27 protein-coding genes are annotated in these 21387 nt (G+C 69.3%); 22 read left to right on the top strand and 5 right to left on the bottom strand.

Annotation, left to right across the window (positions count from 1 at the left end):
• Window positions 1-23: 23 nt before the first annotated feature.
• The gene (locus J4E04_RS02960; protein WP_222631034.1) at window positions 24-989 is read right to left on the bottom strand and encodes an HAD family hydrolase; all 966 of its coding nucleotides are present in this window, start codon (window positions 987-989) and stop codon (window positions 24-26) included.
• A gap of 180 nt (window positions 990-1169) precedes the next feature.
• Here J4E04_RS02960 and J4E04_RS02965 point away from each other — a divergent pair, with 180 nt between their 5' ends.
• The 14 genes from J4E04_RS02965 (at window position 1170) to J4E04_RS03030 (ending at window position 10454) form a co-directional block, all read left to right on the top strand.
• A complete protein-coding gene (locus tag J4E04_RS02965) occupies window positions 1170-1430 on the top strand; it encodes a glutaredoxin family protein (RefSeq protein WP_027504505.1) in 261 nt (86 codons plus the stop codon).
• A 200-nt stretch (window positions 1431-1630) separates the two neighbouring features.
• A complete protein-coding gene (locus tag J4E04_RS02970) occupies window positions 1631-2512 on the top strand; it encodes a redox-sensing transcriptional repressor Rex (RefSeq protein ID WP_037184687.1) in 882 nt (293 codons plus the stop codon).
• Window positions 2509-3903 (top strand): glutamyl-tRNA reductase, encoded by a 1395-nt coding sequence (locus J4E04_RS02975; protein WP_056441625.1) that lies wholly within the window; start codon window positions 2509-2511, stop codon window positions 3901-3903. Before J4E04_RS02970 ends, J4E04_RS02975 begins: the two co-directional genes overlap by 4 nt.
• A 29-nt stretch (window positions 3904-3932) precedes the next feature.
• Window positions 3933-4931 (top strand): hydroxymethylbilane synthase, encoded by a 999-nt coding sequence (gene hemC, locus J4E04_RS02980; RefSeq protein ID WP_027504508.1) that lies wholly within the window; start codon window positions 3933-3935, stop codon window positions 4929-4931.
• Entirely contained in the window at window positions 4924-5133 is a 210-nt protein-coding gene (locus J4E04_RS02985; RefSeq protein WP_155956936.1) for a hypothetical protein, read from the top strand. The genes hemC and J4E04_RS02985 overlap by 8 nt, the downstream gene beginning before the upstream one ends.
• Entirely contained in the window at window positions 5130-6692 is a 1563-nt protein-coding gene (locus J4E04_RS02990) for a bifunctional uroporphyrinogen-III C-methyltransferase/uroporphyrinogen-III synthase (protein ID WP_027504509.1), read from the top strand. The genes J4E04_RS02985 and J4E04_RS02990 overlap by 4 nt, the downstream gene beginning before the upstream one ends.
• Window positions 6693-6761: 69 nt before the next feature.
• Window positions 6762-7736 (top strand): porphobilinogen synthase, encoded by a 975-nt coding sequence (hemB, locus tag J4E04_RS02995; RefSeq protein ID WP_490149859.1) that lies wholly within the window; start codon window positions 6762-6764, stop codon window positions 7734-7736.
• A complete protein-coding gene (locus tag J4E04_RS03000; protein ID WP_222631898.1) occupies window positions 7733-8398 on the top strand; it encodes a DUF5336 domain-containing protein in 666 nt (221 codons plus the stop codon). The genes hemB and J4E04_RS03000 overlap by 4 nt, the downstream gene beginning before the upstream one ends.
• Before the next feature lie 89 nt (window positions 8399-8487).
• On the top strand, window positions 8488-8625 hold the full coding sequence (locus J4E04_RS03005; RefSeq protein ID WP_155956937.1) for a hypothetical protein: 138 nt from the start codon (window positions 8488-8490) through the stop codon (window positions 8623-8625).
• Window positions 8626-8682: 57 nt separating this feature from the next.
• Window positions 8683-8892 (top strand): hypothetical protein, encoded by a 210-nt coding sequence (locus tag J4E04_RS03010; protein ID WP_027504511.1) that lies wholly within the window; start codon window positions 8683-8685, stop codon window positions 8890-8892.
• 52 nt (window positions 8893-8944) lie between these two features.
• Window positions 8945-9412, top strand: a complete 468-nt coding sequence (locus tag J4E04_RS03015; protein ID WP_490149860.1) for a hypothetical protein — start codon at window positions 8945-8947, stop codon at window positions 9410-9412.
• Entirely contained in the window at window positions 9409-9906 is a 498-nt protein-coding gene (locus J4E04_RS03020) for a hypothetical protein (protein WP_027504513.1), read from the top strand. The genes J4E04_RS03015 and J4E04_RS03020 overlap by 4 nt, the downstream gene beginning before the upstream one ends.
• Window positions 9903-10142: a hypothetical protein gene (locus J4E04_RS03025; RefSeq protein WP_490149861.1), complete on the top strand. Its 240-nt coding sequence runs from the start codon at window positions 9903-9905 to the stop codon at window positions 10140-10142. Before J4E04_RS03020 ends, J4E04_RS03025 begins: the two co-directional genes overlap by 4 nt.
• Before the next feature lie 36 nt (window positions 10143-10178).
• A complete protein-coding gene (locus J4E04_RS03030; RefSeq protein ID WP_027504515.1) occupies window positions 10179-10454 on the top strand; it encodes a metal-sensitive transcriptional regulator in 276 nt (91 codons plus the stop codon).
• 140 nt (window positions 10455-10594) lie between these two features.
• Here the strand turns inward: J4E04_RS03030 and J4E04_RS03035 are convergent, their stop codons facing one another.
• Entirely contained in the window at window positions 10595-12604 is a 2010-nt protein-coding gene (locus tag J4E04_RS03035) for an acyl-CoA dehydrogenase family protein (RefSeq protein ID WP_082544307.1), read from the bottom strand.
• A 42-nt stretch (window positions 12605-12646) separates the two neighbouring features.
• Window positions 12647-12904 carry a hypothetical protein gene (locus J4E04_RS03040; RefSeq protein ID WP_027504517.1) on the bottom strand — a complete coding sequence of 86 codons (258 nt, stop codon included), beginning with the start codon at window positions 12902-12904 and terminating at the stop codon, window positions 12647-12649.
• 96 nt (window positions 12905-13000) lie between these two features.
• Between J4E04_RS03040 and J4E04_RS03045 the strand changes: the two genes are divergently transcribed.
• The 8 genes from J4E04_RS03045 to J4E04_RS03080 all read left to right on the top strand — a co-directional run bounded on the left by J4E04_RS03045 (window position 13001) and on the right by J4E04_RS03080 (window position 20712).
• Window positions 13001-13495, top strand: coding sequence for a GNAT family N-acetyltransferase (locus J4E04_RS03045; RefSeq protein WP_056441643.1), 495 nt, complete (start codon window positions 13001-13003; stop codon window positions 13493-13495).
• A gap of 66 nt (window positions 13496-13561) precedes the next feature.
• Window positions 13562-14899: a glutamate-1-semialdehyde 2,1-aminomutase gene (gene hemL / locus J4E04_RS03050; protein WP_056441647.1), complete on the top strand. Its 1338-nt coding sequence runs from the start codon at window positions 13562-13564 to the stop codon at window positions 14897-14899.
• Window positions 14900-14994: 95 nt separating this feature from the next.
• Window positions 14995-15600 carry a histidine phosphatase family protein gene (locus tag J4E04_RS03055; RefSeq protein ID WP_051613157.1) on the top strand — a complete coding sequence of 202 codons (606 nt, stop codon included), beginning with the start codon at window positions 14995-14997 and terminating at the stop codon, window positions 15598-15600.
• Entirely contained in the window at window positions 15597-16205 is a 609-nt protein-coding gene (locus J4E04_RS03060; protein ID WP_222638080.1) for a TlpA disulfide reductase family protein, read from the top strand. Before J4E04_RS03055 ends, J4E04_RS03060 begins: the two co-directional genes overlap by 4 nt.
• Window positions 16198-16989, top strand: coding sequence for a cytochrome c biogenesis CcdA family protein (locus J4E04_RS03065; protein ID WP_027504522.1), 792 nt, complete (start codon window positions 16198-16200; stop codon window positions 16987-16989). Before J4E04_RS03060 ends, J4E04_RS03065 begins: the two co-directional genes overlap by 8 nt.
• 16 nt (window positions 16990-17005) lie before the next feature.
• Complete coding sequence (gene resB / locus J4E04_RS03070) at window positions 17006-18649, top strand: cytochrome c biogenesis protein ResB (protein ID WP_490149862.1); 1644 nt, start codon at window positions 17006-17008, stop codon at window positions 18647-18649.
• A 2-nt stretch (window positions 18650-18651) separates the two neighbouring features.
• The gene (ccsB, locus tag J4E04_RS03075; RefSeq protein ID WP_056441651.1) at window positions 18652-19629 is read left to right on the top strand and encodes a c-type cytochrome biogenesis protein CcsB; all 978 of its coding nucleotides are present in this window, start codon (window positions 18652-18654) and stop codon (window positions 19627-19629) included.
• 87 nt (window positions 19630-19716) lie between these two features.
• Window positions 19717-20712: a MinD/ParA family ATP-binding protein gene (locus J4E04_RS03080; RefSeq protein ID WP_490150495.1), complete on the top strand. Its 996-nt coding sequence runs from the start codon at window positions 19717-19719 to the stop codon at window positions 20710-20712.
• Between the two features lie 39 nt (window positions 20713-20751).
• Here J4E04_RS03080 and J4E04_RS03085 read toward each other — a convergent pair whose 3' ends face one another.
• Both J4E04_RS03085 and J4E04_RS03090 read right to left on the bottom strand, forming a co-directional pair.
• Window positions 20752-20961: a hypothetical protein gene (locus J4E04_RS03085; RefSeq protein ID WP_490149863.1), complete on the bottom strand. Its 210-nt coding sequence runs from the start codon at window positions 20959-20961 to the stop codon at window positions 20752-20754.
• Between the two features lie 172 nt (window positions 20962-21133).
• Window positions 21134-21343 (bottom strand): BldC family transcriptional regulator, encoded by a 210-nt coding sequence (locus J4E04_RS03090; protein ID WP_042574081.1) that lies wholly within the window; start codon window positions 21341-21343, stop codon window positions 21134-21136.
• Between the last annotated feature and the right edge of the window lie 44 nt (window positions 21344-21387).

The following is a 21387-nucleotide window of genomic DNA, read 5'->3' on the forward strand; positions in this document are numbered from 1 at the left end:
GGGTAGGCCGGAGGCCGGTCGGTTCATACGTTGCGTCGGCCGAGCACCGCGGCGACGCCGCCGCCGACGGCACCGAGTGCGAGAGCGGTGGGGACGCCGATCTTGGCGGCCTTGCGGCCGGTGCGGAAGTCGCGGATCTCCCACCCGCGGTTCTTCGCGAGCTCGCGCAGGTCCGCGTCGGGATTGACCGCGACGGCCGTCCCGACGAGGGACAGCATCGGTACGTCGTTGTGGCTGTCGGAGTAGGCGGTGCAGCGTCGCAGGTCGAGGCCCTCGCGCACGGCGAGGGTCCGCACGGCGTGGGCCTTGCCGCGACCGTGCAGGATGTCGCCGACGAGGCGCCCGGTGAAGACGCCGTCCTTGCTCTCGGCGACGGTGCCCAACGCGCCGGTCAGGCCGAGGCGTTTGGCGATGATGGACGCCAGCTCCACCGGGGTGGCGGTGACGAGCCACACCTGCTGGCCGGCGTCGAGGTGCATCTGCGCGAGAGCACGGGTGCCGGCCCAGATGCGGTCGGCGATGATCTCGTCGAAGATCTCCTCGCCGAGCCGCACGATCTCCGCGGTCGAGCGGCCCTCGACGAAGGACAGTGCCTTCTCGCGGCCGGTGCTGACGTCGCCCAGGTTCTCCTTGCCGGACACGCGGAACTTGATCTGCTGCCAGGCGAACTCGGAGACGTCCTTGGACGTGAAGTACTTGCGGGCCGCGAGCCCGCGGGCGAAGTGGATGATCGACGCGCCCTGCACCATCGTGTTGTCGACGTCGAAGAACGCGGCGGCAGTGAGATCACGCGGAACCGTACTGACGTGGTCGTCGGCGGCCTCGGCGCTCTCGGCCTGCAGCGCGATGGCGGCATCGGCGCTCGCCTCGCCGGCGAGCTTGGCGCGGATCTGGGCGGCGGTGGGGCCGAGGGGATTGCGGATCCGTCGACGGACCTGCTTCTCGGCCGCCTCCGGGTCGACGAGTCGACGTTCCCGCGACTCGTCCATCACCTCGGGCGACTCGGTGAGTTCCGAATCGGGCGTGACAGCAGCATGTGCGTCGTCCGGATCATGCTGATCGGGCACGGTGCACCTCCCCACCTCGACCGGTCGTCCCACGGGCGCGGGCCGTCCCGGTCCTGCCGATCCACCCTAACCGCGTGCGCGAGGCGGTGAGACACTCGACTCATGACCAGCCCGGTACGCACCGTGACGTTGCTGACACGCGCCGGATGCGGGGCGTGCGACGCCGCCCTGCGCGTGCTCGTTCCCCTGTGTGCGGAGTACGGCGTGGCCTGCGAGTCGGTCGACGTCGACGCGGTGGCCGCGCAGGACCCTGACCTGCGGGCGGAGTACGGGGACCGGCTGCCGGTGGTGCTGCTGGACGGCCGCGAACACAGCTACTGGGACGTCGACGTGCCCCGGCTGCGGCGCGATCTGGAGAACTGACCCGGGCCGCTCGTCACCGTCGGTGCGCGCGGCCGTCGGATCACCGGGCGCGGGATCGTACTACACGGGTCGGCGACTTTGTTCATCCCTCCACGAGAGGTTACCGTGGAGAGAAGAAAGGGGTCGGCGACGAACCCTGCGTCACAGGTACCACGGTCCTGTGCGTGGCCCGCCGATCCTCGGATGACCGTGGAGACCGCATGCCTGTCATCAGGCGTGCCGTCGGACGAGGAGCCTTCGACGTGACCTCACAACGCCGCCTGCCCGGCGTCGGTATCGCGCGCTCCGGCGCGGTGTCCGACTCCGGCCGCGACGGTGGTGCTGTGTCTCGTGACGGTGGTGCGGTCTCTCGCGCTGTGCCCCAGGCTACGGTCACCCGATTCGCGGGGTATCTCCGGGTACTGAGTTCGCTGACCGACACCCGAGTGATGATCGTCTCGAGCGAGGACCTCGCGACGGCCGCCGGGGTCGGTTCGGCCACGCTGCGCAAGGACCTCTCGTTCCTCGGCCCGATGGGTGTGCGCGGAGTGGGATACGACGTCGCTCGCCTGCGGGCGCGCATCGAGCTGGCGCTCGGTCTGGATCGCGGTCACCGCGTCGTGCTGGTGGGCACCGGCAACCTCGGCACCGCACTGGTCGGGTACGACGGGTTCAGTCGTCGCGGTTTCACGATGGTCGCCCTGTTCGACAGCGATCCGGCCGTCGTGGGCCGTGAGATCACCGTCGGCAACGCCGACGACGGCTACTCGCAGCTCACCGTTCTGCACGTCGATCGGCTGGTCGAGGTCGCCGCCGAGCTCGGCGCCACCGTCGGCGTCGTCGCCACGCCGGACGCTGCCGCCCAGTCCGCCGTCGACGCCCTCGTCGAGGCCGACATCGACTGCATCCTCAGTTTCGCGTCCACCGATCCGGTGACGCCCCCGCACGTCGATCTCCGCCGCGTCGATCTCGCCGTGGAGCTGCAGGTCCTCTCGTTCGCGAACGCCCACAAGGCACCGCGCATCCGTCCCGCCCGCCCGGTCTGTCGTGATCCCCGGACGGTCACCCCCGCTAGTAGAAACGGATCGGTGATAGCACCGTGAGTGTCCTTCTCCTCGGGATTTCGCATCGAAGCGCTCCCGTCTCGGTGCTCGAACGTATCGCCGTCAGCGACACGGAACGCCCGAAACTGACCGACGAGATCATGATGTCGCCGCATGTCTCCGAGGTCATGATCGTCTCGACGTGCAACCGCGTCGAGGTGTACGCGGTGGTCGACGCCTTCCACGGCGCCCTGACCGATCTCGGTGCACTGTTGTCCGAGCACTCTGGTCTCGAGCTCGCCGAGCTCACGAAGTACGCCTATGTGCGCTACAGCGAGGCCGCGGCCGAGCACCTGTTCGCCGTCGCCGGCGGACTCGACTCGATGGTGATCGGTGAGCAGCAGATCCTCGGGCAGATCCGTGCCGCCTACGCGGCGTCGGACGCTCAGCAGGCATCCGGCCGCGCGCTCCACGAGCTGGCGCAGCAGGCGCTGCGCGTGGGCAAGAAGGTCCACTCGGAGACGGGCATCGACAAGGCGGGAGCCTCCGTGGTCTCCGTCGCGCTCGATCGCGCCTCCGACGTGCTCGGTGGTCTCGCGGGCAAGAAGGCCGTCGTGCTCGGCGCCGGCGCGATGGGCGGTCTCTCCGTCGCTCATCTGACGCGCACCGGCATCGGCAGCATCGCGGTCGCGAACCGCACCCAGAGCCGCGCGCAGCACCTGTCCGAGACCGCGGCCGCGGGCGGCGTGACGTCGTTCGCGATCACACTCGACCAGCTCTCCGCGACGGTGGCGGACGCCGACATCCTCGTCACCTGTACCGGTGCGGTGGGTGCCGTCGTGACCATCGCCGACGCCCATCGTGCGCTCGCGCAGCGCGACACGCAGGCTCGCCCGCTGGTGATCTGCGACCTGGGCCTGCCCCGCGACGTCGAGCACGCCGTCGCCGGCCTGCCCGGCGTGACCGTCCTGGACATGGAGTCGCTGCAGCACGATCCCGCGGCCGGCGCCGCGGCGTCCGACGAGCGTGCGGCCCGCGACATCGTGGCCGCCGAGCTCGCCTCCTACCTGTCCGGACAGCGCCTCGCCGAGGTCACCCCGACCGTCACGGCGCTGCGTCAGCGGGCCGCCGAGGTCGTCGAGTCGGAGCTCATGCGGCTCGACTCGCGACTGCCCGATCTGGCCGACCCGCAGCGCGACGAGGTTGCCCGCACCGTGCGCCGCGTCGTCGACAAGCTGCTGCACGCGCCCACCGTGCGCGTGAAGCAGTTGGCCACCACGCCGGGCGGCGACTCCTACGCCGAGGCGCTCCGGGAGCTCTTCGAGCTCTCGCCGAGCACGGTGCAGGCCGTCGCGTCGCCGATGGAGGTCGCCACCGCCGTAGACACGGACAATCCCACCGCCGCCCTCGCGGACGACTTCACCCTCTCCCACGAGCGGGGTACGGAATGATCGCGAACGCCGCTGCGCTGGGTGATCGCGTGGTGCGTATCGGTACCCGCGGCAGCTTGCTCGCCACGACGCAGGCCGAGACCGTCCGCGCTGCCATCACGGCCGCCGGTGTCCGCACCGAGCTGGTCGTCGTGACCACCGCGGGCGACAAGTCGGCCGCACCGGTGCAGGAGATCGGCGTGGGCGTCTTCACCGCCGCCCTCCGGGAAGCATTGGCGGACAAGACCATCGACGTCGCCGTGCACTCCTACAAGGATCTTCCGACGGCGGAGGACGAGCGTTTCACCATCGGCGCGATCCCGCAGCGCGAGGACGCGCGTGACGCCCTGGTGGCGCGCGACGGACTGGTGCTCGGCGAACTGCCCGCCGGTTCCACCGTCGGCACGTCCGCACCGCGGCGTATCGCCCAGCTGCGCGCACTCGGCCTCGGCCTGGACGTGCAGCCCCTGCGTGGCAACCTCGACACCCGCATCGGCAAGGTCACCAAGGGTGAGCTCGACGCCGTCGTCGTGGCCCGTGCCGGACTGGCGCGGATCGACCGTCTGGACGTCGTCACCGAGGCTCTCGAGCCGGTGCAGTTCCTGCCGGCTCCCGCTCAGGGGGCACTCGCAGTGGAGTGCCGCTCCGACGACCACGATCTGGCCTCCGTGCTCGCGACCCTCGACGATCCCGCGGCGCGCGCCTCGGTGACGGCGGAGCGGGCCCTGCTCGCCGAGCTCGAGGCCGGCTGCACCGCTCCGGTCGGGGCCATCGCCGAGGTCGTCGAGTCCATCGACGAGGACGGCCGAGTCTTCGAGGAACTGTCCCTGCGCGGCTGCGCCGCCGCGGTGGACGGCTCCGACGTGATCCGAGCCTCCGCAGTGGGGCCCGTCGACGACGCCGACGGCATCGGCCGCCGTGTCGCCCGTGAACTTCTCGAACTCGGCGCCAGAGACCTGGTCGCCGTCACCGAGCCCTCCAGTTCGTCCACCGCCGCCTCGACCCAGAGACCGGGCGGTACCGAGAAAGGCGAGTCGATCGATGCGTGAGCAGAGGGCGCTGAGCGTCGTCGGGACCGCGAGCCGACACAGACGTGGCGGCCTGCCCGGGCGACGCGTGACACCCCGTCCGGGACGGTACGAGCGCATCGCCACATCGCGGTTGATCCCCAAGCGGGGTCCCGCCACCGAGATCGAGATCCGCTTCCGCGACAAGTACGCGGAACAGACTGCACTGGAGAACGAATCATGAGCCGAGTCCGCAAGAACACCCCGGGACGGATCCTGTTCGTGGGCTCCGGACCGGGCGACCCGGCCCTGCTCACCGTCCGGGCGAGGGACGCGCTGGCGATCGCCGAGATGGCCTTCACCGATCCCGACGTCGACAAGGGTGTCATCGCCCTGGTGGGCACCGCAGTCCCGGCCGACGCCGAGACGGGTGAGAACGGCGTGGACGTGCGTCCGGCGCTCGGCGAGCCCGCCGAGGTGGCCAAGACGCTGGTCGCCGAGGCGAAGAACGGCCACGACGTGGTGCGGCTCGTCTCGGGTGACCCGCTGACCACAGACTCCGTCATCGCCGAGGTCACCGCCGTGGCGCGGACCCAGGTGCAGTTCGAGGTCGTTCCCGGCCTTCCCGCGGGGTCCGCGGTGCCGAGCTACGCCGGCATGGCACTGGGCTCCGAGCACACCGAGGCGGACGTCCGGGGCGACGTCGACTGGGCGTCGCTCGCCGCGGCACCCGGACCGCTCGTCCTGCACGCGACGTCCGGCCACCTCGCCGAGACCGCCAGCGCGCTCGTCGAGCACGGCCTGGCCCCGCAGACGCCTGTCGCCATCACCGTCCGCGGTACGACGCGTCAGCAGCGCACCGTCGAGGCGACCCTCGCGACGCTGAACGACGCGGGATCCGAGCTTGTGGGATCACTCATCGTCACGGTCGGCAAGGTCGTCTCGCAGCGCAGCCGGATGTCCTGGTGGGAGAGCCGCGCGCTGTACGGCTGGACCGTCCTCGTGCCGCGCACCAAGGACCAGGCCGGCGAGATGAGCGAGCGTCTGGTGACGCACGGCGCCATCCCCATCGAGGTGCCGACCATCGCCGTCGAGCCGCCGCGCAGCCCCGCGCAGATGGAGCGCTCGGTCAAGGGCCTCGTGGACGGCCGCTACCAGTGGGTCGTCTTCACCTCCACCAACGCGGTGCGCGCGGTGTGGGAGAAGTTCGAGGAGTTCGGACTCGACGCTCGCGCGTTCTCCGGCGTCAAGATCGCCTGCGTCGGCGAAGCGACGGCCGAGAAGGTCCGCTCGTTCGGCATCAACCCCGAGCTCGTCCCGTCCGGCGAGCAGAGTTCCACCGGGCTGCTCGAGGACTTCCCGCCGTACGACGAGGTCTTCGACCCAGTCAACCGGGTCCTGCTGCCGCGCGCCGACATCGCGACCGAGACTCTGGCCGAGGGCCTTCGCGAGCGCGGCTGGGAGATCGACGACGTCACCGCGTACCGCACGGTGCGCGCTGCGCCGCCGGCCGCCGAGACCCGCGAGATGATCAAGACCGGCGGCTTCGACGCCGTGTGCTTCACGTCGAGCTCCACCGTGCGCAACCTCGTCGGCATCGCCGGCAAGCCGCACGCGCGCACCCTCGTGGCGTGCATCGGACCGAAGACCGCCGAGACGGCCGTCGAGTTCGGCCTGCGTGTCGACGTGCAGCCCGAGACGGCTCAGGTCGGACCGCTGGTCGAGGCACTGGCCGAGCACGCTGCACGACTGCGCGCCGAGGGTGCACTGCCGCCTCCGCGCAAGAAGTCTCGTAGGCGCTGACCCGCCCGTGCGCCCTTTGCGCATCCAGGGATACGCAAAGGGCGCACGGCCGAACGAAGTGAGGGTTCCGTGTTCCCCGTAGACCGTCCCCGGCGACTGCGTCGTACCCCAGCCATCCGCCGGTTGGTGGCGGAGACGTCGCTCGAACCGCGGCACCTGGTGCTGCCGATGTTCGTGGCCGACGGCCTCGACGCCCCGCGCGAGATCAGCTCCATGCCGGGCGTCGTCCAGCACACCCTGGACTCGCTGTCAGCCGCTGCCGACGAGGCCGTGCGGGCCGGAGTCGGCGGTCTGATGCTCTTCGGGGTTCCGCGTCCGGAGGACAAGGACGGACAGGGGTCGATGGCCTCGGATCCCGGCGGCATCTTGAACACAGGTCTGCGTCGGCTCCGAGACGACCTCGGCGACAGCACCGTCCTGATGGCGGACACGTGCCTCGACGAGTTCACCGACCACGGTCACTGCGGCGTCCTCGCCGCGGACGGCAGCGTCGACAACGACGCGACGCTGGTGCGCTACGTGGACATGGCTGTGGCGCAGGCGGAATCGGGCGCTCACCTGCTCGGCCCGAGCGGCATGATGGACGGGCAGATCGGCGCGATCCGCGAGGGCCTCGACACCGCCGGATTCGCCGACGTGGGCCAGCTGGCCTACACGGCGAAGTACGCCTCCGCGTTCTACGGCCCGTTCCGCGAGGCCGTCGGGTCTACGTTGCGCGGCGATCGCCGGACCTATCAGCAGGATTCGGCCAATCGGCGCGAGTCGATGCGCGAACTCGACCTCGACATCGCCGAGGGTGCCGACATGGTGATGGTGAAGCCCGCGATGAGCTACCTCGACATCCTGCGCGACGTGGCCGACGCGTCGCCCGTGCCCGTCGCCGCCTATCAGATCTCGGGGGAGTACGCGATGATCACCGCCGCCGCGCAGAACGGGTGGATCGACCGCGACGCGGCGATCATGGAGTCCGTCACCAGTATTCGCCGAGCCGGCGCCGACATCGTCCTCACCTACTGGGCCACCGAGATCGCGACGCGGCTGTGAACGACCAGCGCCCGGGCGGCAACCCGGAGGACCCTCGCCACGACCCCCACGATCCGCAGGGTCAGCCGCAGTGGGGTCAGCAGCCGCAGTGGGGTCAGCAGCCGCAGGGCAACTGGCACCCCGAGGGTCTGCCCCCGAGTGCGATGCAGCCGATGCGGTCACCGGAGAACAGCGAGGCGCCGGTCGACATCGAGACGGCGCGCCACCTGTGGTTCGGCGTGATCGGCATCGGTCTGCTCTCGATGCTTATCGGGCTCTACTCCCTGTTCACCGATCGTGACGCTTTTCTCGACGCGTTCCTGACGGACCTCGAGGCGCAGGACCCGTCGTTGGCACTGCCGCCCGAGACCGCGGACACCGTGCTCGTCGTGGCCATGGTGTTGTCGTTGATCGTCGGGGTGCTGATCGCTGGGCTCGTCCTCCTGGTGGTGCGAAAGATGCGGGCCGGGAAGCTCTGGGCGCGCGCGGTTCTCACGGCGATCGGCGTGGTCATCGTCGTCACCACGATTCCCACGCTGTTCGGCCTCGGTTCCGGAGGCGCGATCGCCCTGGTCACCGCGGTGCTCGGGATCCTGCAGGCCGTCGCGGCTGCGGGTGCGGTGTATCTGATGCATCGACGCGAGTCGTCGGAGTACTTCCTCTCCCGGAGATCACCGCGCTGACCTGCGACACGCCGTGACAGATGTGACCTGAGTTACAGAAGTGGCGTTATGGTTCTGACGATCGGACACACCCTGATCGGAGGATCTTCATGACCCCACGACAGACGGTCGGGCACGACGCCAACGACCGCCGCAACCCTCTCGCCGAGGTGTTCGCCTTGCTGCTCCTGACGTCTGCCGTGGTGGTGGTCGTCCTCGTCGTCGCCAGCGGCTTCTCGGGCGCCTGAGACGCCCGTCCTGCCTGGTCAGGCTGTCTTTTTGCGTCAAACATCGATCGGTGTATCGTGACCACTGTCACAAGCATTCTGATCAGTACGGAGACAGTGTTGCCCGCCGATTTCTCCTCCACCTCCGCCGGTTCCACGGCGCCTCGCACTCGTATGCAGACCGTCGAGTGCAGCAGTGGCCGACGTGAGTTGTGGTTGCTCGCCATCGTGCTGATCACGGGCATCCTCATGGCTGCCGCAGTGCTTCTGCCGGCCGTCCTCACCTGATCGAGAGACGCCTGGACTCCACCGTGTGGAGGCGTCTTGGCAGGATGGTCGAGTGAACGTCGAGAAGCCCGAGCCCGCGTCGCCCGCCCGTCCCCGGATCGTCACCGTCGCGTTCGCCGTGTGGGTTCTCGGGGCCGTCCTCGTCGTGCTGCTCGGCCTCATCTCGCTGACGTTCCCGGCCGACTCGCTGCGGACCCAGCTGACCGAGACCGGGGGCGAGCCGGATGCCGTGGAGAGCGTCATCACGGTGCTGCGCACGGTCGGTGTCCTCGAGATCGTCGTCGGACTGGCCATCGGATTCCTCGCGGGGCCCGCGTGTCGACGCGGCGATCCGCGGTTCCGCCGGGCACTGACGGTCCTGTCGATCGTCTTCGGGCTGGTGCTCCTGGGCTCGGTGACCGTCGGCTTCGCCATCGTGCCCCTGTTGGCGACGCTCGGGGCGATCCTCTTCTTCGTGGCCTGCGTGCTCGTGTACCGACCGTCCGCGGCGCCGTGGTTCGCGGCACCGGAGGCCCCGTGAGCGACGAGACGGAACCGGTGATCTTCGCCGAGTACGGCGCGAAGTGGCGCGCCCTGGCCTGGGGGCCGATCTTCTGTCTCATCGCTCTCGGCGTCGAGATCTACACGGGACCCGTCGTGCACTACGTGGCGCTCGTCGTGATCGCGCTGGTTCTCATGGCCTTCACCTACGTGCAGATCGTGGCCGCCCGTCGGCACGCCACGGTGATCCTGACGCCGACGACGCTGAGCCAGGGCACGGAGAACGTCGCCATCGCGGACATCCTCGAGGTGTACCCGGAGCCCGACTACGACGCCAACGGGAACACCCTGGAGAAGTGGCAGGCCGCGCGAGTGCTGGGGGAGCTGTCCGGGGTGCCGCGCAAGCGGACCGGCGTCGGCCTGAAGCTGCGGGGCAACGGCCTGGTCCAGGCGTGGGCGAAGGACGACGAGACGCTCCGCGAGGAACTGCTCGCACTCGTGGCGCCCGCCACCGACGCGGAGCCCGACGCGTGATGCGCCGGTTCGCTCCGGTGGTGGTCGCGGTCCTCCTCGCCGTCGTGGCCGTGGTGCTGTGGGTGCAGTCGAGGACCACGACCACCGTGACCGAGCAGTTCCCCACCACGTCGTCGTTCGAGGGGTTCTCGGTCACGTACGACTCGACCCGTGTCGCGGGGCCCTGGGCGGCTCTCTCTGTGGTCGCGGCGGCCGTCGCGGTGTACCTGGTGATGCGCGTCGTACGGCGGCGCTGACCTCTACCCGTTACCCCCTGGGGGTACTCTGGACGCATGAGCAGTTTCGATCAGGACGACCTCCTCAAGCGCCTGCGCCGCATCGAGGGACAGGTGGCGGGCATCTCTCGCATGGTGGCCGACGACCGGTACTGCATCGACGTGTTGACGCAGGTCTCGGCCGTCACCAAGGCGCTGCAGTCCGTGTCGCTGAAGTTGCTGGACGCCCACCTCGCGGGCTGCGTCGTGGACGCGGCCCGCGAGGGCGGACCCGAAGCGGACGCGAAGGTCAGGGAGGCGTCCGAGGCGATCGCTCGCCTCGTCCGTTCCTGAGCCCCGCCCCCGGCGAGTACGTCCCCCGCCCCCGGCGAGTACGTCCCCCGCCCCCGGCGAGTACGTCCACAGTGCCGTGGGTGGAGCACTGAATCACGACATCATGGGCGTACTCGCGAGGGGGCCGAAGGGGTGCCGGCCTAGTCGGCGGTGACGGATTCCTTCACTTCACCCGGCTCGTCGTCGGCGAGCATCGCCGCACCGAGCAGCGCCTCGGGAACGCCGAACGCGTCGATCAGCGTGTGGGCGTGCGGGCGCAGCGTGCGGCAGCGCTCGTTGATCCCGCGCGTGACGGCCTTCGACCGCTCGGTGGAGATGTAGCGGTGCTCGATGAACCAGGCCTTGTCGGCGTCGATCGTGGTGAGCGCGTAGAGGTCGCACACCTCGCCGAGCAGTTCCTTGGCGTCGTCGTCCTCGCAGTTGTCGATGCCGGCGACGAACGCCTCGAGCACCACGCGATCGACGTGCGCCGTGGCCGCGTGCAGGATGTGGTCCTGCACCGCGTTGAACGCGTCGAACTGGCTCATCTTCTTGGACAACCCGTTCAGACGCTTCGCGGCCGTGGAGATGAGGTACTCCTCGCGCTCCTCGAACATCGAGATCTGGGTGCCGCGGTTGAAGAGGCTGCCCTCCTCCTCGTTGTCCTGACGCGAGTCGACGAGGGTCTGGATGATGGGCGCCGCCGCCGTGCGCTTCTTCACCACGTCGCCGACCGTGCCGGCGGCGAACTTCACCCAGTCGGCCGCACCGAACGAGCGGACCTCGTGGGCGTACGCGGTGAGCAGCTCCTTCGCGACGAGCTGCGTGAGCACCACGTTGTCGCCCTCGAAGGTGGTGAAGACGTCCGAGTCCGCCTTGAGCGCGATGAGTCGGTTCTCCGCGAGGTAGCCCGCGCCGCCGCAGGCCTCGCGGGACTCCTGGATCGCCTTCGTCGCGTGCCAGGTGTTCGCTGCCTTCAGGCCGGCCGCGCGCGACTCGAGTTCCCGCTGCTCGGTGGCGTCGGGGTCCTCGGCGCTCTGGATGTCGTGCATCTTCGAGACGAGCTCGTTCTGCGCGAACTGCAGCGCGTACGACTTGGCGATGAGCGGGAACAGCCGACGCTGGTGGACGAGGTAGTCCATGATCGTGACCTCGTCGTCGGTCCCGGGCGCGCTGAACTGCTTGCGCTGCAGCGCGTACTTCGTCGCGATGGTCAGCGCGACGCGCGCCGCGGCGCCCGCCGAACCGCCCACGGTGATGCGGCCGCGGATGAGGGTGCCCAGCATGGTGAAGAAGCGCCGGTTCGGGTTGTCGATGTCCGAGGAGTAGCTGCCGTCGGCCGCGACGTCCGCGATCTTGTTGAGCATGTTCTCGCGCGGGATGCGAACGTGGTCGAACATGATGCGGCCGTTGTCCACGCCGGGCAGGCCGCCCTTGTAGCCGATGTCGAACGTGGTGACGCCGGGTAGGTCGCTGCCGAAGTTCTCGTCGCGGATCTGGACGACGAAGCAGTGCACGCCCTTGCTCTCGGGCTCCTCACCCGGTCCGGCGGTGATCAGCTGCGCGAACACGGCGGCGTACTTCGCCGACTCGGCGGCGCCGCCGATGTAGTCCTTGCGCGAGGACTTGTCCGGCGTGTGGATCACGAATTCCTGCGTCTCGCGGTCGTACGTCGCGGTGGTGCCGATGGACTGCACGTCGCTGCCGTGGCCGGTCTCCGACATCGCGAAACAGCCGAGCGTCTCGAGATCGATCAGGGGCTTGATGAACTCCTTGTGATGCTTTTCGGTGCCGAGGTTCTCGATCGCGCCACCGAAGAGGCCCCACTGCACGCCGGCTTTCACCATGAGCGACAGATCCGACATGGCGAGCATCTCGATCATCGTGACGGCGGCGCCGATGTCGCCCGTGCCGCCGACCTCTTTGGCGAAACCGGACTCTGCCGCGCCGGCCGCGGCGAGCACACGGAGCTGCTCGAAGGCCTTGGTCCGCGCGATCGCGGTGTTGGGTGTGTAGTGCGGTGCGAACTCGTGACGCGCGAGCTGCTCGCGCGTCTGGTTCCGTACGTCGCGCCACCGTCCGTCGAGAGTCCTGCGCAGGTGATTCGCCAGCTGAGCAGCGTTGTCGGAGGACGTGCCGGTGTCAGTGGTGCCGGTCTCGGTAGTGGTCATACTCGACGGTAACCAAAACTCGAGGTGCCCGGGAGGGACTTGTCAGCGCGGCCACAGAAATTCACGCCACACCGCGCGAATCTTGCGAAACATCACACTCGTGGCGTCCATCGACGCAGCCTGCGGGGTCGACGGGGCGTAGGGGCCGTCGCGGAAGAGCGAGGCGCCGTTGTCCGCGATGGCGCGCGACATGATCGAGCTGAAGCCGTCGCACTGCTCGACGAGGTGCTCGCGGAACCCCTCCGGCCAGGCCAGTCGGGATTCCGGGTGCTGCCGGTCGGGCTCGTGTGGTGCCGTCATGGCAGAAGGATATGCCCGATGTAACACGGATTTAACACTTTCGATCACGTCGATTCTCGTCGATCGTGCCTGCCTGCAACCGACTACCGTGTCGCTGTGCTGATTCGCGACGCCGTGCCCGCCGACCTGCCCGAGATCCTCACCGTGCACAACGCCGCCATCGCGGACACGACCGCGATCTGGGACGAGGAGCAGGTGGGACTCGCGGACCGGCAGGCCTGGTTCGACCAGCGCACCGGCGCCGGCCTGCCGATCCTCACCGCCGAGATCGACGGTCGGGTCGCGGGCTACGCGTCCTACGGGCCGTTCCGTCCGAAGTCCGGCTACCGGCACACCGTCGAGAACTCCGTGTACGTCGCCGACGGCTTCCATCGGCGCGGCGTCGCGACCGCGTTGATGGCGGAACTGATCGAGCGCGCCCGCCGTGGGGACGTCCACGCGATCGTCGCGGGAATCGAGTCCTCGAACACCACCTCGATCGCCCTGCACGCGAAGTTCGGCTTCACGGTGGTGGGTGTCATGCCGCAGGTCGGCGTCAAGTTCGGGCGGTGGCTCGACCTGACCTGGATGCAGCTCCTGATCGAGGCGTGAGACAGCCGGTGTGAGACTGCTCCTTATCAGAAAGAGCACTCCGCGTCCTGTGAAACACTGGAGGGCGTGACTCCTTCGAGCGGAACCGACACCGGCGTCCCCACCGCCCGATCCGCAGAACTCTTCGCACGCGCGTCCGCCGTCATCCCCGGTGGCGTGAACTCGCCCGTGCGGGCCTTCCACTCCGTGGGCGGAACCCCGCGGTTCATGGCCGAGGCCAGCGGATACACCCTGCGCGACGCCGACGGCAACAACTACGTCGACCTCATCTCCTCGTGGGGACCGATGATTCTCGGTCATGCCCACCCGGCCGTGGTCGAGGCGGTGCAGAAGGCGGCCTCCACGGGACTGTCCTTCGGCGCTCCCACGCTCGGCGAGATCGAGTTGGCGGAGGAGATCGTGCGCCGCGTCGATCCCGTCGACGAGGTGCGCCTGGTGAATTCGGGCACAGAGGCGACCATGAGTGCGGTGCGTCTGGCCCGCGGGTTCACCGGTCGCAGCAAGATCGTCAAGTTCTCCGGCTGCTACCACGGCCATGTCGACGCCCTGCTCGCCGACGCCGGCTCGGGCGTCGCCACCCTCGGGCTGCCGACGTCGCCCGGTGTGACGGGTGCGCAGGCGGCCGACACCATCGTCGTTCCCTACAACGACCTCGATGCGGTCGCGAAGGCGTTCGCCGACCACCCGGGTCAGATCGCGTGCGTCATCACCGAGGCCGCGGCGGGCAACATGGGTGCGGTGGCGCCGCAGCCCGGCTTCAACGAGGGTCTGCAGCGTCTGACCCGTGCGCACGACGCACTGCTGATCATGGACGAGGTCATGACAGGCTTCCGCGTCAGCGCGTCGGGGTGGTACGGCGTCGACGGCATCGCCGGTGACCTCTACACCTTCGGCAAGGTCATGAGCGGCGGCCTGCCCGCGGCCGCGTTCGGTGGCCGGTCCGACATCATGAGCTACCTCGCCCCCGCGGGCCCCGTCTACCAGGCCGGCACCCTGTCGGGTAACCCCGTCGCGGTCGCCGCCGGTCTGGCGACGCTGCGCGCGGCGGACGCCGACGTCTACGCGGCACTCGACGCGAACTCCACCCGTCTGGGCGGCATCCTCGGTGACGCGCTCACCGCGGCGGGCGTCCCGCACCGCGTGCAGTACGCCGCCAACATGGTCAGCGTCTTCTTCTCCGAGGAACCGGTGATCGACTACGCGGGCGCCAAGGCGGCCGCCACCTGGCGCTTCCCCGCGTTCTTCCACGCGCTCCTGAGCCGCGGCGTGTACCCGCCGCCGAGCGCGTTCGAGGCCTGGTTCGTCTCCGCGGCGCTCGACGACCGCGCGTTCGAGATCATCGAGGCGGCCGCTCCCCACGCCGCCGCCGCAGCAGCCGCTGCCGAGCAGAAAGCACCGTCATGACCGAGTCGTCCCCGACCGACCCGACAAACAGCGACGCGTCCGGTATCGACACTTCCGGGCACCCGCACGCCGACACCCGCACGATCGTGCACGTGATGCGGCACGGCGAGGTGCACAACCCCAAGGGAATCCTCTACGGGCGCCTCCCGAACTTCCGGTTGTCGGTGAACGGTCAGGCCCAGGCGCGCACGGTGGCGAACGTGCTCGCCGGGCACGACGTCACGCACGTCGTCGCCTCCCCGTTGCAGCGCGCGCAGGAGACGGCGGCGCCCATCGCGTCGGCGTTCGGGCTCACCATCGAGACGGACGAGAACCTCATCGAGGCCGGGAACGACTTCGAGGGTCTGAAGGTCGCCGTCGGAGACGGTGCGCTGCGCCGGCCCCGCCACTGGCTCAAGCTGCGTGACCCGTTCACCCCCTCGTGGGGCGAGCCCTACCTGCAGATCGCCCACCGGATGTTGGCCGCCGTCAACGCGGCTCGCGTCGCGGCCGTGGGCCACGAGGCTGTGTGCGTGAGTCATCAGCTGCCCGTGTGGACCCTGCGTCGCTTCCTGCAGGGCGACCGGTTGTGGCACGACCCCCGCAACCGCCAGTGCGGCCTCGCGTCGCTCACCTCGCTGATCTACGAGGGCGACACCCTCGTCGACATCGTCTACTCCGAGCCCGCAGGGGCGTCGGACCCCCTCCAGACCGGCGCATGAGACCCGCCCGCCTGCTCGCGCCGCTGCTCGTGGCCGCCACCGTTCTCACCGGGTGCGCCACGGGTACCGACGCCGTGGCACAGGGTGGGACCTTCGAGTTCGTCTCACCCGGCGGCAAGACGTCGATCTTCTACGACCCGCCCGCCGACCGCGGCACCGTGGGGAACCTCTCCGGACCCGACCTCATGACCGAGGGCACGACGACGTCGCTGTCCGACTACGAGGGCCAGGTCGTCGTCCTCAACATCTGGGGTCAGTGGTGTGGCCCCTGTCGCGGTGAGGCCGACGATCTCGAGCAGGTCTTCGAGGCGACGAAGGACCAGGGTGTGCAGTTCCTGGGCATCAACGTGCGCGACAACCAGCAGGACAAGGCGCAGGACTTCGTCATCGACAACAACGTGACGTACCCGTCCATCTACGACCCGCCGCTGCGCACCCTCCTCGCTCTCGGATCGAACTACCCGACCACCGTCATCCCGACCACGATCGTGCTCGACCGTGAGCACCGCGTCGCCGCGGTGTTCCTGACGGAGCTTCTCGCGAGCGACCTGCAGCCCGTGGTCGAGCGCATCGCAGCCGAGCCACTCGACGTGTCCGATGGGTGAGGCGTTCCAGTCGGCTGCCGCGTCGGGGCCGCTGTTCCTGGCTCTCGGCGCCTGCCTGCTCGCCGGTCTGGTGTCCTTCGCATCGCCCTGCGTCGTCCCCCTGGTTCCGGGTTACCTGTCCTACCTGGCCGGAGTCGTCGGAGCGGACTCCCCGTCCGTCACCGCCGACGAGGCGGCCACCAAGACTCTGGTGCGGGGTCGCAGCCGCGTCGCCGGTGCCGCGGCCCTCTTCGTTCTCGGATTCACCGTGGTGTTCGTCCTGGCCACGGCCTCGGTCTTCGGCGCCATCTCCGTGCTGTCGGTGAACCGCGAGATCCTGCAGCGTGTGGGCGGCGTCGTCACCATCGCGATGGGTCTCGTCTTCCTCGGTCTGATCCCCGCCCTGCAGCGCGACACGCGCTTCGAACCGCGCCGCGTCGGCAGCATCCTCGGGGCACCGCTGCTCGGTGGCGTGTTCGCGCTCGGATGGACCCCGTGTCTCGGACCCACGCTGGCGGGCGTCATCTCGCTGACGGCCGGCACCGAGGGCACCACCGCGGCGCGCGGTGTGGTGCTGATCGTCGCCTACTGCCTGGGACTGGGACTGCCCTTCGTCGTTCTGGCCTTCGGCTCCGTCAGCGCGTTGCGCGGGGTCGGGTGGCTGCGCCGCAACGCCCGTGCCATCCAGGTGTTCGGCGGTCTGATGCTGGTGGCTGTCGGCATCGCCCTGGTGACCGGCGCCTGGGACCTGTTCGTCAGCTGGATCCGCGACGGAGCGGTGACCAGCGTGACCCTGCCGATCTAGTGGACGAGAAAGAGATATGAGCACTGACCTGTCGGCCCGCCCGGACGCCGAGGCACGCCCTCCGCGGCAGTCTCCGGCGGGGCGCGTCGTCGCCGCCGTCCGGAACACCTGGCGCGGCCTGACCTCGATGCGCACGGCACTCGTGCTCCTGTTCCTCCTCGCCCTGGCCGCGATCCCGGGCGCGCTGCTGCCGCAGCGCAGCCTCAACTCGGGGAAGGTGGACCAGTACATCGCGGACCGCCCGTCCCTCGGGCCCGTCATGGACCGGCTGGAGTTGTTCGACGTCTTCGGCAGCTTCTGGTTCACGGCGATCTACGTCCTGCTGTTCGTCTCGCTCGTCGGCTGCATCCTGCCGCGCTGCGTCGACCACGCCCGCGCGTTGCGCACTCCGCCGGTCGCCACCCCGCGCAACCTGGGGCGGCTGCCCCACCACCTGCGCACCGAGGTCGACACGGCACCCGACGTTCTCCTCGACGAGATCGACGGCCGGATGCGCGGCTGGCGGAAGATGCGGCGCACCGAGGAGAGCGGCGCCTTGACGCTGTCCGCGGAGAAGGGGTACCTGCGCGAGGCGGGCAACCTGGTGTTCCACCTGTCGCTCGTCGGTCTGCTCGTGGCCATCGCCGTCGGGAAGCTCTTCAGCTACGAGGGCAACGTCGTCGTCATCGCCAACGACGGCCCGGGCATCTGCACCACCTCGCCCGCCCAGTTCGATTCGTTCCGCGCCGGCAACAGCGAGGACGGCACGGGCATGACCCCGCTCTGCGTGCGGGTGAAGAACTTCACGGCCGACTACCTCGAGAACGGGCAGGCAGAGCAGTTCACGTCCGACATCGAGTACCAGGCCGGCGACGACCTGGTCACGAACACCTGGCGCCCGGACACCCTGCAGGTCAACCATCCGCTGCGAGTCGCCGGTGACCGCGTCTACCTGCAGGGACACGGATACGCGCCGACGTTCACGGTGACGTTCCCCAACGGAGAGACCCGTACCGAGACGGTCCAGTGGGAGCCCACGGACGGCACCACGTTCCTCTCCAGCGGAGTGCACCGCTTCGATCCGCCCGGAGGTCTGTACCCGGATCCCGATGTCCGCCGCCAGAACCAGATCGCCATCGAGGGGCTGTTCGCGCCCACCGCGTTCTTCCACGGCTCGCTGTTGTCGTCGAGCTTCCCCGCCCCGAACGATCCGGCGGTGGCCGTCGACATCTACAAGGGCGACACCGGCCTCGACACCGGTAATCCACAGTCGCTGTTCTCGCTGAGCCAGGTGCTGGTGGAGCAGGGCCGGCTGGTGAAGCAGGATCGCGTCAACCTGACACCGGGGGAGTCGACGACGCTGTCCGACGGCACGCAGGTGCGATTCGACGGTGCCGAGGAATTCGTCAACCTGCAGGTCTCGCACGACCCCGCGCAGACGTGGGTGCTGATGTTCGCGCTGTCGATGATGGCCGGTCTGCTGGTGTCCCTGGTGATCAAGCGCCGTCGCATCTGGGTCCGCGTGAGCACGGACGACGACCGACGACGTACCGTAGTAGAAGTGGGCGGACTCGCCCGGACCGATCAGGCCGGCTGGGGTGACGAGTTCGACCGCCTCACCGCGCGGGTGCTCGACCGACCCGACGCCGATGACGTACCGACCTCGAACAACAGGGAGTGACCATGCCGATCGACGCCACACTCGCGCAGTTCAGCGACTGGTCCTTCCGGTCGGCGTTCGGTGTCTACCTGCTCGCGGCGGTGTTCCTCATCGCCCAGTACGCCACGCAGACCGTCACGGCTGCGGAGCAGAAGTCCGAGCGGCAGCTCGTCGCGGCGGGCAAGGCGCCTGTGCGGCCCACCGGTCCCGGTCGGATCGAGGAGGCGCCCCGGCGTCCCGCGTCCGAGCGCTACGGCGGCATGGGCTACGCGCTGGTGGTGCTCGGTCTGCTGCTCACGGTCACGTCGATCGTGCTGCGCGGATTCGCCACCGACCGGTTCCCGCTCGGCAACATGTACGAGTTCGTGACGATGGCCACGGCCGCCGCGACGGCGACCTCGATCATCGCGCTGCGGAAGATGCGCCCGACGCTGATCTTCGTGGTCGTCCCGGTCATGATCCTGATGTTCCTCGCGGCGACGGTCCTCTACGCCGACGCGGCCCCCGTGGTCCCGGCCCTGCGCTCGTACTGGTTGCCGATCCACGTGACCATCGTCAGCATCGGCAGCGGAATCTTCCTGGTGGCCGGCGTCGCGTCGCTGCTGTTCCTGCTGCGGATGCGCTTCCCCGCCACGGAGGACGGCGCGAACACGGGTGCACTCGCCCGGTTCGCCCAGCGTCTTCCGGACGCCCGCACGCTCGACCGCCTGGCCTACAAGACCACGATCATCGGCTTCCCGCTGTTCGGCGCCGGCGTCATCCTCGGTGCGATCTGGGCCGAGGCCGCGTGGGGACGCTTCTGGGGCTGGGATCCCAAGGAGACGGTGTCCTTCATCGCGTGGGTCGTCTACGCGGCGTACCTGCACGCACGGGCGACGTCGGGCTGGCGGAACACCCGCGCGGCGTGGATCAACGTCGCGGGCTTCGTCGCCATGCTGTTCAATCTCTTCATCATCAACATGGTCGTCTCCGGTCTGCACTCGTACGCGGGTCTGAACTGACCGTCGGCTCGACATGACCGCCGGGGGGAATCGGTGACGGACGATCGTTGGGACGGGTGGTCGCCCGGCCCGCAGGACGACGGGCGAATCCTGTCCGCGTCGACGCCGACGGATCCGGCGATCCAGCAGGTACCTGCCTCGCCGATGCAACCGCCCACGGCGCACGACCTCTCGACGTCACGGCTGCTGCGGACCTCGCCGCCCCCACCGACGGGCGGCTGGCGCCGCACGCTCTTCGACGTCACCGGTGGCCGGGTGAACGTGGGCAACAGTGCCAAGGAGCAGCGGCGGCTCGCCTTGATCCGTCAGGTCGGCAACCCGTTGCACGGGTGTCATCGCATCGCGATCCTGAGCCTCAAGGGAGGCGTCGGGAAGACCACGGTGGCGGCGGCGCTGGGATCGACGTTCTCGTCGGTCCGGGGCGACCGTGTGATCGCCGTGGACGCGAACCCCGACCGCGGAACGCTGAGCTCCCGGGTTCCGCTGGAGACCGAGAAGACGGTGCGCGACCTGCTGAAAGACGCCCGCGACATCGACAAGTACAGCGCTGTCCGCGACTTCACGTCCCAGAATCACCACCGGCTCGAAGTGCTGGCGTCGGAGTCCGATCCGGCCATGTCGGAGGCGTTCGACGCGTACGACTACGAGACCACGGTGGCCGTGCTGGAGCGGTTCTACAACATCGTGCTGACCGACTGCGGAACGGGACTTCTGCACTCGGCGATGCGGGCGATCCTGCGCAGCGCCGACGGACTGGTGATCGTGAGCAGCGGATCGGTGGACGGTGCGCGGAGTGCATCGGCGACGATGGACTGGCTCGACGCGCACGGCTACCGGCATCTGGTGGAGCAGTCGTTGACAGTGGTCAACATGGTGCGGCCCGGGTCGAAGGTCATCGACGTCTCGAAGATCGTCGACCACTTCGGTCAGCGATGTCGCGCCGTGCGGGTCATCCCGTACGACGACCATCTCGCTCAGGGGGCGGAGGTCGACCTCGACGCTCTCGCGCCGGCGACGCGCACGGCGCTTCTCGAGACGGCAGCAGCGATGACCGCCGAGTTCCCGCCCCACGTCACGCGGTGACGGTCGTCCGCCGCACCGCACCGCACCGCGTGACGCGACTCAGTCGACGGAACCGGGCGTTCCCGCATCGGGACGCTCGGGACCGTTGCCACGATCACGTGCAGCGTTGTTCCTGATCTTCCACAGGAACTCCGGGTCGTCGTCCGGTCCGGTGACGCGTCCTCTGGGTGCCCCGGTCTCGGGGCCGAAAGACTTCCAGAGGAGCACGATCACGACCACGAGCCCGATCAGAGCCAGAACATAGATCATCACGCACCTCCACTACCGAGCGTAGTCGTGGCGGAGCGCCGGGGCACTCGAGTCGAGCTCGCAAGATCCTGAGAATCTGCTCGCACGCACTGGTGTCCGGCACGAACACCGCGAGTGGCGACCGATGGTCGACTCGGTGACGAGTGGGTGGCGCTCTAGGGGTGACGCGTGATCAGCGGTGCGCCTCGGTGGTGAGCGAGGTCAGGAGCTGCATGACCTCGGACTCGCGGAAGCGACGGTGGCCGCCGGGAGTGCGGAGCGATCCGAGCCGGCCGGCGTGGGCCCAGCGCGTGACGGTCTTCGGATCGACATGGAAGAGTGCGGCCACCTGGCCGGGGGTGAGCAGGTTCTCCTGCGTGGGGGTGTAAGCCGGTGCACTCATCGCGATCCTCCAGGGACACAGTCTTCATCTCGGTCGAATGCGGC

The organism is Rhodococcus sp. NFXS4, from assembly GCF_058139645.1.

Excerpts from the sequence above, each read along its gene's own strand:
- ccsB (WP_056441651.1), top strand. The coding sequence starts at position 18,652 with ATGCCGATCGACGCCACACTCGCGCAGTTCAGCGACTGGTCCTTCCGG.
- J4E04_RS03065 (WP_027504522.1), top strand. The coding sequence starts at position 16,198 with ATGGGTGAGGCGTTCCAGTCGGCTGCCGCGTCGGGGCCGCTGTTCCTG.
- J4E04_RS03090 (WP_042574081.1), bottom strand. The coding sequence starts at position 21,343 with ATGAGTGCACCGGCTTACACCCCCACGCAGGAGAACCTGCTCACCCCC.
- resB (WP_490149862.1), top strand. The coding sequence starts at position 17,006 with ATGAGCACTGACCTGTCGGCCCGCCCGGACGCCGAGGCACGCCCTCCG.
- J4E04_RS03085 (WP_490149863.1), bottom strand. The coding sequence starts at position 20,961 with ATGATCTATGTTCTGGCTCTGATCGGGCTCGTGGTCGTGATCGTGCTC.
- J4E04_RS03030 (WP_027504515.1), top strand. The coding sequence starts at position 10,179 with ATGAGCAGTTTCGATCAGGACGACCTCCTCAAGCGCCTGCGCCGCATC.
- J4E04_RS03005 (WP_155956937.1), top strand. The coding sequence starts at position 8,488 with ATGACCCCACGACAGACGGTCGGGCACGACGCCAACGACCGCCGCAAC.
- J4E04_RS02970 (WP_037184687.1), top strand. The coding sequence starts at position 1,631 with ATGCCTGTCATCAGGCGTGCCGTCGGACGAGGAGCCTTCGACGTGACC.
- J4E04_RS03040 (WP_027504517.1), bottom strand. The coding sequence starts at position 12,904 with ATGACGGCACCACACGAGCCCGACCGGCAGCACCCGGAATCCCGACTG.
- J4E04_RS03035 (WP_082544307.1), bottom strand. The coding sequence starts at position 12,604 with ATGACCACTACCGAGACCGGCACCACTGACACCGGCACGTCCTCCGAC.
- J4E04_RS02965 (WP_027504505.1), top strand. The coding sequence starts at position 1,170 with ATGACCAGCCCGGTACGCACCGTGACGTTGCTGACACGCGCCGGATGC.
- J4E04_RS03060 (WP_222638080.1), top strand. The coding sequence starts at position 15,597 with ATGAGACCCGCCCGCCTGCTCGCGCCGCTGCTCGTGGCCGCCACCGTT.
- J4E04_RS02960 (WP_222631034.1), bottom strand. The coding sequence starts at position 989 with ATGGACGAGTCGCGGGAACGTCGACTCGTCGACCCGGAGGCGGCCGAG.
- J4E04_RS02990 (WP_027504509.1), top strand. The coding sequence starts at position 5,130 with ATGAGCCGAGTCCGCAAGAACACCCCGGGACGGATCCTGTTCGTGGGC.
- J4E04_RS02985 (WP_155956936.1), top strand. The coding sequence starts at position 4,924 with ATGCGTGAGCAGAGGGCGCTGAGCGTCGTCGGGACCGCGAGCCGACAC.
- J4E04_RS03055 (WP_051613157.1), top strand. The coding sequence starts at position 14,995 with ATGCGGCACGGCGAGGTGCACAACCCCAAGGGAATCCTCTACGGGCGC.